7 protein-coding genes are annotated in these 11,633 nt (G+C 39.2%); 2 read left to right on the forward strand and 5 right to left on the reverse strand.

Annotated features, from left to right (window positions below; genetic code table 11):
- Positions 1-134: 134 nt before the first annotated feature.
- The 5 genes from ABI125_01925 to ABI125_01945 all read right to left on the reverse strand — a co-directional run bounded on the left by ABI125_01925 (position 135) and on the right by ABI125_01945 (position 8,477).
- Complete coding sequence (locus tag ABI125_01925) at positions 135-497, reverse strand: DUF559 domain-containing protein (GenBank protein ID XCF06628.1); 363 nt, start codon at positions 495-497, stop codon at positions 135-137.
- Between the two features lie 205 nt (positions 498-702).
- Entirely contained in the window at positions 703-1,011 is a 309-nt protein-coding gene (locus ABI125_01930; GenBank protein ID XCF06629.1) for an antibiotic biosynthesis monooxygenase, read from the reverse strand.
- A complete protein-coding gene (locus ABI125_01935; protein ID XCF06630.1) occupies positions 1,008-1,730 on the reverse strand; it encodes a DUF2071 domain-containing protein in 723 nt (240 codons plus the stop codon). The genes ABI125_01930 and ABI125_01935 overlap by 4 nt, the downstream gene beginning before the upstream one ends.
- The gene (locus ABI125_01940; protein XCF06631.1) at positions 1,731-7,307 is read right to left on the reverse strand and encodes an MG2 domain-containing protein; all 5,577 of its coding nucleotides are present in this window, start codon (positions 7,305-7,307) and stop codon (positions 1,731-1,733) included.
- A gap of 132 nt (positions 7,308-7,439) precedes the next feature.
- Positions 7,440-8,477, reverse strand: coding sequence for an isoaspartyl peptidase/L-asparaginase (locus tag ABI125_01945; protein ID XCF06632.1), 1,038 nt, complete (start codon positions 8,475-8,477; stop codon positions 7,440-7,442).
- A gap of 119 nt (positions 8,478-8,596) precedes the next feature.
- Between ABI125_01945 and ABI125_01950 the strand changes: the two genes are divergently transcribed.
- Both ABI125_01950 and ABI125_01955 read left to right on the forward strand, forming a co-directional pair.
- Positions 8,597-10,153, forward strand: coding sequence for an aldehyde dehydrogenase family protein (locus ABI125_01950; protein ID XCF06633.1), 1,557 nt, complete (start codon positions 8,597-8,599; stop codon positions 10,151-10,153).
- Positions 10,154-10,245: 92 nt separating this feature from the next.
- Entirely contained in the window at positions 10,246-11,631 is a 1,386-nt protein-coding gene (locus ABI125_01955; GenBank protein XCF06634.1) for a DUF1800 domain-containing protein, read from the forward strand.
- Positions 11,632-11,633: the final 2 nt, after the last annotated feature.

Below are 11,633 nucleotides of genomic sequence, written 5' to 3' on the forward strand. Positions count from 1 at the left end.
CTTTAAAGGGAAGGAATTTAGCTTGTTTGCTAACTTGGGTTTTTTCGTTCGTTTATTTTATCCGCCATTTTATTCTCCTCCTATGTAAGGAGGAGTGGATTCAGTTTCAGGATAGAAACTGAAGACGAGGTGGTTCATTCCTTAAAACAACTACTTATCTCTTCCAAAACCTCAGTTAAGTTTTCAAAAACCAATTTATTTTCAAATCGAATAACTTTAAATCCTAATCCTTCTAAAACCTGTGTGCGTTCGTAATCGTAGTTTTGTTGCGCAAAATTCATATGATACGCACCGTCCAGCTCGATGATTAATTTTTCCGAAGCACAGTAAAAATCCACAATGTAATTGGTGATGCTGTGTTGTCTTCTAAATTTTCTGCCTTTTAACTGTTTGCGTTGAAGTGATTTCCATAAAGTCGCTTCGGCAGGTGTTAGGCTTTTGCGTAATTCCTTTCTGCGTTCTTCCAAGTATTTATGGTTGTGTATTTTGTTTTTCATATTTAATCCCTTCCGTCTTTGATTTCTTTCTTGAAATCAAATCCACCTTCCCTTTTTAAGGGAAGGTGTTGGTTTGCGGTTATTATCTAATTTGCAATTATCATTAATATTCATTCCTCCATTCAGCTATCCTCCTTGTAAGGAGGAGTGGCTTTAGTTTCAGCATAGAAACTAAAGTCGAGGTGGTTCAAAGAGATTCCTGCTTTCACAGGAATTCATACTCACGCTCTACTTTACAAATTTTCACATTGTACCAACTGTACCAATCTTGTCTGCCTTTTTGTTGCGCTATTAGATGCTCGGTGTGCTGTTTCCAGTTTTTTATAGCTTCCAGACTTTCCCAATAGCTCACTGTAATTCCAACTTCGTTTCTTGCGCTATCCATACCTAAAAAGCCGTCTTGAGTTTTGGCAAGTGCTTCCATTTGGTTTGCCATTTCTGCATAACCTTCAATATCTTCTTTTTGAGTTGAAGTGAAAATGACTGCATAATAGGGTTTAAAATCTTTCTTCATAGCGTGAGCTTTCTTTTGTCCCAAGTTAAAACTTGAACACCTTTAGAGTAATGTATTCTATCAGGTTTGTTATTGATTAAGTGATTGAATTTAGGGTAATCTAGTTCTAGCTTTTTTATTGAAATAGATTCCATTGGCCATTCTACGTGATGCACATGGTACTCAATAATATGGTTTTTATAATCCTGAAAAACCGCATAACGTTCGGTTAGCCAAATATCGGTTTCATCTTTGATAATCTGTTTGTTGTCAAAACGATATTCAGTGTAAAATGAATTGTTGTAATTCTTATTTTTGGAAGCGAAGCTAAAGTCCGTTCGCTCCATTTTAGAATAATAATACGGAAATTTAGACATTGCTTTTAAGACCTTGCACGACGAACGTTTGGCACCTTCCATACTTAAAAAGTAAACACTGCGTTTGCCATTGCAAGTAATATAAACCCGTATGTTTATTTCATGAAAATCTGATATATGTGGGACTTTAGGCAAACTTCTTACACCAATATTATTCATATTAAAGGCCACCAAACTCACCCAAGTTTTTCCATGAATCGTATCTACCGATACGTCTTTAGGTAGAAAAGGTGTTGTTTGCTCTGGAGTAACTTCCCAATGCAAAAAAATAGCTTTGTTCCATTCCTGATAATATTTCCAAGAGCCTGAAGGAACTTCAAAAGGCCTGTGTTTGGTATGTTTTAATATTTCATTTGCTTTCATTTATTTCTCAACAGTTACCCACTGGCCTTTAGTTCTCACTAAATACTCATTATCATACATCGCTTCGGCTTGAATTCCTGGTAAATAATAGGTTCCTAAATAGGAAGCGTTCAACATCACGTTAAAGGTTTTGGTACCATGTTTTCCTTTTTTACTTAAATCGAAATAGAAATTCACGCGGTCGTCTCTTATGTCGGTATAACGTGCTTGACTTGTTGTTGTATCGCCAAAATCGGTAAAACGTGTATTGACGATTTCCCAACCTGAAGGGAAAATTTGCGTTAACGCCACATCGTTCACGTTTTCATTTTTAAGATTACTTACGCTAACGGTTGCTACAAAATCCTGACCTTGTTGCAGTTTGGAAACATCTATTTTGTTACCTTTTAAATCTTTGTATTGCACCGAAACACTCAATCCGCGTTGTTCTGCAATTTCTTCACCTAACGGCAATTTACCTAAATTCAATACACGCACATACACCACATTATCAATGTTATTGGTAAACGAAAGCGTATTAGAGCCATCAATAACGTTGAGTTCGCGTTGCGCAATGGCACTTTTGGTGTTTATGGTTTCGGTTTTGCCATTGTTGGTATAGCTTATGTTCAAAGCTTTCCCACCATTGGCTTCCACCATTTTTGCCATAGCCAACAGGCTGTATGCTGTGGTTTGGGTGCTCATCCAACGATTTCCAGACAGTTCTTTGGCAATGTATTGTGCCAATTCGCGCTGTTTTGGGTTTTTGGTCAAGACCATAGTTTCCAATGCCATGGCTCTATTTCTATCTGCCGAACCATAAGTATAATAGTTGTAACGAGGCGGTTGAAAATCAATATTGGCACGTTGCGAAATGCTTTCACTCGCTTCTTTTTGTCCTGCCAAGGCATAGGCTGCTGCCAATCGCCATTTGGCTTCGTTGGAAATTTCGGTAAACTCACGCAAACGGTTCATACTGGCTAAATCGGGTTCGCCAGCCAATGCCAAAGTGTATAATCGGTAGGCTTGTGCTAAATCGGAATTGTAAGTTCTGTAACTCGGTCTCCAATCACGAGCAGCTTGTTTTTGATAACTTAACCAATTGCTTTTGAAGGTTAACGGCAACACAAAGCCTTTCTTTTCGGCTTCCAACATAAAATGTCCTGCATAACTGGTACTCCAATCGTTAGCGGTATTTTCTCCCATCCAATAACTCATTCCGCCATTAGGCTGCTGAAAATGCGCTAGTTTTTTAATGCCATTTTCAATATTGGATTGAATGTTTTGCTTTTTATCATAGGTTAAATCGAAAATATCACTCAAGAATAACTGCGGAAATACAGCAGAAGTAGTTTGCTCTAAACAACCATGAGGATATTGAATTAAATACTGTAATCTGCGCGTGAAATCCATTGGAGGCAAGGTTGAAAATTCTACCGTTGCACTGTTGCTTCCTACAACACCAAAGGTTGAAAAATCCAATGCACCTGTAGCTTTAGCCTCTAAAGTTTTGTCGATAGCTTTTGAAGTTATTGGATTCGGATTCACCACATCCAATTCGACTTTGTAAGTCGATTTTTCACCATTTCCAGAGGCAATGACTTCAACGGTATTGATACCTTTTGCTTTACTCACATCCAATTCAAAATACGCCATTTGCTCATCCGGTTTTGTAAAACTCAAGTTTTGGGTTTGCGCACCAACTACGGAAATACCATCGCTTAATTTCAAGCTAATATTGACGTTTTTCACTTTGTTTTCCATAGCAAAAACAGTTACTGGAAGTGTTACTTTTTCACCTGGGCTTAATTTCCGCGGAAGCGAAGCCAACACCATTAACGGTTTTTTCACTTGTACGGTTTTGTCGGTACTTCCGTAAGCTTCTTTGGTATTGTCTCCGGCAACCACCATAGTGCGAACCGAACCAATGTAGTTTGGCAGTTTGATGCTGTGCGTGTTGTTTTCACCAGCTTTTAAATTAAAAGGTCCTAAATAGGTGACCACAGGTTTAAAACGGTTGGCTTTTTTGTTTTTTCCAGCCAATGCGCTACCGTCACCACCAATGGCAAATACTTGGTCGATGCTACCAGAATATGCGCCAATAACATCGTCGAAAATATCCCAAGTTTTTACGCCCAAAGCTTGACGTTTGTAAAATTCGTCCCAAGCATTTGGTGTTTTAAAACGCGTTAAATCGAGCAAACCTTCTTCGACCATCGCAATAGTGTAAGTCATTGGTTTGTTATTTTTTTCTGAAACCGAAACTTTAAATTCTTGTTCTGGTTTTAATACATCTGGCATTTTTAGTTGTGGTTCCAACTTGGTATTTGGGTCTTCCACCATAATTGGAATGACGCCATACAAACGGATGGGTAAATCGTTTGCCGAAATAGCATGCGGTTGTAGTAATGAAATGTTGACGAACACATTTGGCGCCATTACATTGGTTATTGGAACATCAACAACCGTTTCGCCTTGCTGGGTTTTTACCCATCTGTAATCGAGAACTTCGGTGCCATTTTCTATACTTACCAAAGCACGACCTTCGTTACCAGAATTAAAAGTGATTTTTGCGGTTTCACCAACATTATATTGTTCTTTATCGGCCGAAAACACTAACATTTTAGCCGCTTCTTTATCGTTTGAAGGTGCTTTTTGCCACCAGTTTTTATAGAAATAAGCGGTTCGTCCTGTGGCGTGACCACTTTTTGGGTCAACCACTCTTATGAGGTAACGACCACGTTCGTTGTCTGGAATTTTAATGCTGAATGAGCCTTTTCCGTTGGCATCGGTATTGACTTTTGTGTCTAAATACGGTCTGTGGTAGGTGCTTGATACGTAACTCGATAGGTTATCGTAAGAGGAATTCCACCACCAACGCCATTCAATTTTATAGACTTTTACTTCAAGATTGTTACGCTTAATAGGTTTACCATCTTTATCGACCACAACCACATCAAAGGTTTGGTTTTCATCTGTAAAAAACGAACCGTAAGCATTTCCTTTAGGTGATTTCAATCCAACAAACGACTCGTAAGGCGCGTATTGTTTGGTAAAAGCATCCATTGAGAAGTCGCCACCATTTTCAAAGGCACGAACCAAAAATTGTACGTTCAGCATGCCAGGAGCATTTTTGCCGACTTCCAACTTTTTGTTGATGCTTGCTAAACCATCAGCATTTACATTACCTTCAAACACGTTGATTTCTTCGGTGTTGAATTCGCGTGTTGGGTCGTTAAAAACGTAATTGATATAATTTTTAAATCCTGAATACGATGTACTGAATTTCGCTTTCACTTCAGCTTTTAGGTTTTTTCCAGCAGCTCCGTGAAGCCATTTTACGTCCAAAGTTCCGTTTAATGGTTCGTTGCTGGTTAAAATCTCTTTTTCAAAATCGACTTTAAGTTTTAATCGGTTGGGTTTTACGGTTTCAATTTTCAGTCCTTTATGAAACGTTGCACCACCAACCGAAACTTTGGTGTTGTAATTTCCGGTTTTATCTTCGGTTGATGTTGGTACAGTAAACGTATAAAAATTGTTGAGGTTATCCGCAGTTATATTTTTGTAAACTAACTTGCCGTTAGGGTCAGTGATTTCCAGTTTTACGGGATGTCCTTTTGGGAGTTTGTTGGCAACATCATTTAGCATAAAAGTTAAATACAGCGTGTCTCCAGGTCGCCACACACCACGTTCGCCATAAATATAGCCCTTAAGTCCGCGTTGTAATTTGTTTCCAGAAACATCAAATTTGCTTAACGACAACGAATTGCCATCAGCCAATTTTACATAGGTTTTGTTAGCGCCTTTTGTGACAATGGCAAACGACGCGTGTTTTTCGGCATCAATAGTTACGAGTCCATCTTTGTCGGTAAATAAAGATGCGATTTCCTGTTGTTGAAAGTTGTAAATTTTAACCGACGCATTGGCTTCCGGATTGGTGGTTAAAATATCGGTAACTGCAAAATAGTAGGAGTTGTTGGTACTTTTTTTGGCAATCACACCCAAGTTTGAACCTAACAGATTTTGAGATACGATGCGGTTTTCGTTGTAATACGCTTCGTGACAAGGGTTATCGCGTTCACGCCAATTATAAGTGTGGTTTCGGTATCTGTACGTGAGGTTGTCCCAATATTCTTCTTCCTTTAATTCTTCATCTTCGGTGAAAGTTTCGTTGTAATCGCCTTCGTAATAATAGTCTTCTTCGTAGTAATAATCGTCGTATTCATCATCTTCTGCATTGGTGACAGAGGTTTTTGCAGAACAATCATACAACGAATAATTTTTGTTGAAACTCAATTCCACTCGATACATTGCGCCAGCATCAGCCTTAAAATAATGGGATAAATCGATGCTGTAGGCTTTCCATTTTCCGGTGTTTTCGGCTACAGTTTGTAGTTGAATGGTTTGTTTGGCAATGCGACGACCAACTTTTTTAATGTTGTATTCGTTGTTACTGTTGAGGTTGTTATCTTGAAGAAATTGTAGAATATTGTCTTCAAAAATTTTGATGATGCGTACATCAACAGCACTTAAATTTACCGCTTCAAAATTGAATTTTAATTCTTGTGAATTTGGTAAAATGGTACCATTGCTGATTAATCGAACTTGTGGTTTTAATTCTTCAAAAGCAATGCTTTCAGAAAATGGTTTTTTGAGTTTAAAGCCTTCATCGTTGGAAATGCCTTGAAACACATCAACCAGAATATTACCAACCAGTTTGCTGTCTGGATACACTTTTAGCACGTTGCCATCAACAACATATTTTGGGTTTTTTACATTTTGAATAATGACCAATCCGTCTAAATTTTGCTGTTTTTTTAATGGATCGGAAAAGTTGATGGAAAGGTGCTGTTCAGGCGATTGAATAACATCTACATCAATAATAGTGAAGTTGTTAATACCAGGAATAACCACTTTGCTTTCGCCTGAATTATCTGCTTTTATGGCTTTTCCGTTCCATTTCACGAGAATTTCGCTGTCCTCAATTTTTCGGTTGATGCTATCAATTCTAAATTCAAAAACTTTTGAACGCGTGTTGTTTTCATTAAAAACAATGGACAGATTTTTTCCGTCTTGAGAGGCTTCAACTAATTTTTTGGCATCTTCTAAATTAATCACATCTGCCGAACGTAAAATAGACTCTAAATACTGCCAATTTTTGCTGTAGGATTGTAGGTTATTGGTAACGATACTGAAATTTGGCGTGATAGTTTTAAACTGAAAGGTGTAATCTTCAAACCCTTTCGGAATGTTGTCGTAAATCTTGTTCAGCTTTACTGAAACAGTGTATTCTGTTGCAGGTTCTAGAGGTTCATCTGGAGTAAAAATTAATGTGTGCTTGTTAGCTACTGTTAGTTTTCCTTCAGAATGTGGTGAGATAGACACTATTTTATCGGTAATTTCTTGTCCCATTTCCCAACCCTCAACATCGTTTGCCAAATTAATTTGAATGGGCTCAACTACCGAAACCAAACCTGATGAGGTGTAACTTATATAGTCTCTAAATTTAAAAAGGTTGTCGGTTTCTACTGCTTTCTTTTTGCAGGATGCGACTAGCGTAAGCACAGTTACGATAGCCAAAAATTTTCTTAATGGCATGGGTTGACGAATTAAATTCAAAATGAGCCTCAAGGAAGCGTGCGATGTTTCTTGTTAATAAAGCTACGATTAAATTTTGGCCCTCGGCTTTTTTCAGGTTGTTAAATTGTTCTTAAATTATACCATTTGTTATTAGTTTTTAAACATCCCTACATAAAGTTCGCCGTTATCGTTCATGGTTGCCCTAAACATGCCGGGTGTGTTGAACTCCATAACCATATTGCCGTTTTTGTCAATGGCAATTATGCCGCCAACACCTTGCCCATCGTCGATATTTGGCAGTTTGTTTTGAACGACTTCCTTTGCGGCTTCTTTTAAGGTCAAGTTTTTGTATGCCATCAGTGCCGAAATATCGTAAGCCACCATCCCTCGGATAAAATATTCGCCCCAACCCGTGCTGGACACCGCGCAGGTATTGTTGTTGGCATATGTGCCCGCCCCGATTATGGGCGAATCGCCTATGCGTCCCCAGCGTTTGTTGGTCATGCCTCCGGTTGAAGTTCCGGCGGCCAAATTGCCGTTTTTGTCGAGTGCTACACAGCCCACGGTTCCTAATTTTGAAGCTTTTAATTCGTCATCATAAAAAAGTGAAACATCGTTTTTGGTTTTAACGCGTTCCAACGATTTTAGTTTACTTTCGGTGGAAAAATAGCTGGGGTCAACCAGTTCCAAACCTTGTTCTTCGGCAAAAGTTTCGGCGCCTTTGCCCGAAAGCATCACGTGTGGCGATTTTTCCATTACGGCACGTGCTAAATTGATTGGGTTTTTTACGGTTGATGTTCCTGCCGAAGCCCCAGCATTCAAGGTTTTGCCGTCCATAATTGAGGCGTCGTGCTCGTTTGTCCCTTCAAAGGTAAAAACCGCGCCTCGGCCTGCATTAAAGAGTGGTGAATCTTCCAAAATATTGATGGTTTTTTCAACGGCATCGAGACTTGTGCCTCCGTTTTTTAGAATCGTGTGGCCTGTTTTAATGGCTTCTTCCAAAACTTTTCGGTATTCGGTTTCTTTTTCTTCGGACATGCTTTCTCTTAAAATAGTGCCCGCACCACCATGAATGACGATGGAAAAAGATGGTTTTTCGAAGGCTTCCGAAGTCGGTTCGGTTTCCGCTTGTTTTTTGCAGGACAAGGCAATCAATAAAAATGAAATCAAAAAAATGCTAGGTTTCATAAAGGAAAGTTTTAAAGGTGATAAAGTTAGTGATTTCAATTTTGTTGAAATTCAGCAAAACCGACTTTTAATTGTTATATTCGCAAATAAATCAAATAATAATAAAAAATCAATAATAAATGAAAACGGTCGCCGCTCACTTTGGAATATCCGAAGCACTTAGAACATTGGGAATTAAGGAAACAAATGAAGGGACTTCAACGGGATGTGATAGTTTTTCTTCGTCAGGAAACGTCCTTGAAAGTATGTCGCCTGTTGACGGGAAACTCATCGGCAGGGTAAAAACAACCACCAAGGAAGATTATGAAAAAGTGATGCAAGCGGCTACTTCGGCATTTAAAACTTGGAGAATGGTGCCAGCGCCGCAACGCGGTGAAATGGTGCGGCAATTTGGCGATAAACTTCGCGAAAAAAAGGAAGCGCTGGGGAAATTGGTATCGTACGAAATGGGCAAAAGCTACCAAGAAGGCTTGGGCGAAGTTCAGGAAATGATTGATATCTGCGATTTTGCTGTCGGCTTGTCGCGCCAGCTTCATGGCTTGACGATGCATTCCGAAAGACCAGGGCACCGTATGTACGAACAATACCATCCGTTGGGTGTGGTTGGGGTTATTTCGGCCTTTAATTTTCCGGTGGCCGTTTGGAGTTGGAATACGGCCTTGGCATGGGTGTGTGGCGATGTTTGTGTTTGGAAACCCAGTGAAAAAACACCGCTCTGTGGCATAGCTTGCCAAAATATTATTGCAGAAGTGCTTAAAGAAAGTAATCTTCCGGAAGGTATTTCCTGTTTAATCAATGGCGATTACAAAGTGGGTGAATTTATGACGAAAGATACTCGAATACCTTTAATATCTGCAACAGGTTCCACTCGAATGGGAAAAATCGTGGCGCAGGAAGTCGCTGGTAGATTGGGTAAAAGTCTATTGGAATTGGGCGGAAATAACGCCATTATTGTAACGCCCGATGCCGATATAAAAATGACGGTTATTGGTGCTGTTTTTGGGGCGGTTGGCACTGCAGGACAACGCTGCACGTCAACCCGACGATTGATTATCCACGACAGTATTTATGATAAAGTGAAAAACGCTGTGGTTGATGCTTACAAGCAATTGCGCATTGGAAATCCGTTGGATGAAAACAATCATGTTGGCCCGTTAATTGATACCGATGCTGTAAAAATGTATCAGCAAGCATTAGAAAAAGTAGTGGAAGAAGGTGGAAAAATTATTGTTGAAGGCGGTGTGCTTTCCGGTGAAGGCTATGAAAGTGGATGCTATGTAAAACCGGCGATTGCTGAAGCTGAACCTCAATTTAAAATTGTTCAGCATGAAACTTTTGCACCTATTTTATATCTGCTGAAATATTCGGGCGATGTTGAAAATGCTATTGAAATTCAAAACAATGTTGCACAAGGATTATCATCGGCCATCATGACCAATAATTTGCGTGAAGCCGAGCGTTTTCTGTCGCATGCGGGAAGCGATTGCGGCATTGCCAACGTAAACATCGGCACTTCTGGAGCCGAAATAGGTGGTGCTTTTGGTGGCGAAAAAGAAACGGGAGGTGGTCGCGAAAGTGGTAGCGACGCTTGGAAAGTTTATATGCGCCGCCAAACCAATACTATTAATTATACTACCGAATTGCCTTTGGCGCAAGGGATAAAGTTTGGTTTGTAATGCGCTAATTTTTAGTTCGTTTAAACCATTTTAATATCTTCTAGTCTAAATAGTTGTAAAATTGGTTGTTGGTTTTATAAAATGTTTAGCCTATGGAAACTTCTTATATTCAGCATTTATATCGTCGTGCGGGTTTCGGTATTTTACCCGAAACATTAAAAGAATTGTCTAAAAATTCCAAGGCGGAAATTGTAGGGAATCTTTTAAGCGAATCCAAAAACGTAACACCGCTTGAGGTTGATATTTCGGAACTCAAAACCGCTTTTTCAAGCATGATGATGGAAGGGCGACCCGATAAGGATACGCGCCAAAAACTTCAAAAAATAAGTCGGCAAAAGCAAGTGGATTTAAATGTGGCTTGGGTAGATCGGCTTAAGCAGCCATCTGAGCTTTTACGAGAAAAAATGACGCTGTTTTGGACCAATCATTTTGTGTGCGAAGATAACAGTGTCGTGTACATTCAAAAATTTAACAATACACTTCGGAAGCACGCGCTTGGTGATTTCGGAGATTTTGTAAAAGCCATTTCAAAGGAAGCGGCCATGACCAAATACTTAAATACTAAGCAAAACAAAAAGCAGAGGCCAAACGAAAATTTTGCCCGCGAACTTATGGAGTTATTTACGCTTGGTGTAGGACATTATTCTGAAAACGATATTAAAGAAAGTGCCCGAGCTTTTACAGGCTACGGACATAATTTTGCAGGCGATTTTGCTTTTAGAAAACGGCAGCACGACGAAGGTGTTAAAACCTTTTTAGGTGAAACAGGGCGTTTTACGGGCGATGATGTTATCGATATTATTTTAAAGCAAAAACAGTGTGCCAAGTATGTTTGCCGAAAAATATACCGCTATTTTGTAAACGATGTAATCGATGAAAACCATGTTGCTGAAATGGCTGATGTGTTCTACAAAGATTACAATATTGAGAACCTAATGCGCCATGTTTTTATGGCCGATTGGTTTTATGATGAGGTCAATATTGGTACTAAAATTAAGTCGCCCATCGAATTTTTAGTAGGGTTGAGCAACTTGGTTCCCATCGAATTTAACAACGACAAGCAGTTGCTATATCTTCAAAAATTACTTGGTCAATTTTTATTGCGCCCGCCCAACGTAGCAGGTTGGAAAGGTGGTAAAAATTGGATAGACAGCAATACCATCGTTCTGCGGTTAAAGTTGCCATCGTTGTTGTTGAACGGCGCTTACATTTCCAAAACGAAATCGGGTCGTGAAGATCAGCGCATGGAAATGAAAAAGGAAGCCTTTAAAAACGCTTTTAGAAGAATAAAGGCCGAAAGCGATTGGGAGTATTTCAACACAAATTTCAAAAATGTAAAAATTGAAGATTTAGAGCAACATATCTTAGCCTGCAAAGTGAATCCGGCGGCAAAACAGTATTTAAATGGTTTAGAGAAAGTTTCTAAACAGGAATACTGCGTGCAACTTATGTCGTTACCCGAATATCAAATGTGTTAATT

The sequence above is a fragment of the Tamlana crocina genome (genome assembly GCA_040429635.1).
In the GTDB taxonomy this organism is placed as follows: Bacteria; Bacteroidota; Bacteroidia; order Flavobacteriales; family Flavobacteriaceae; genus Flavisericum; species Flavisericum crocinum.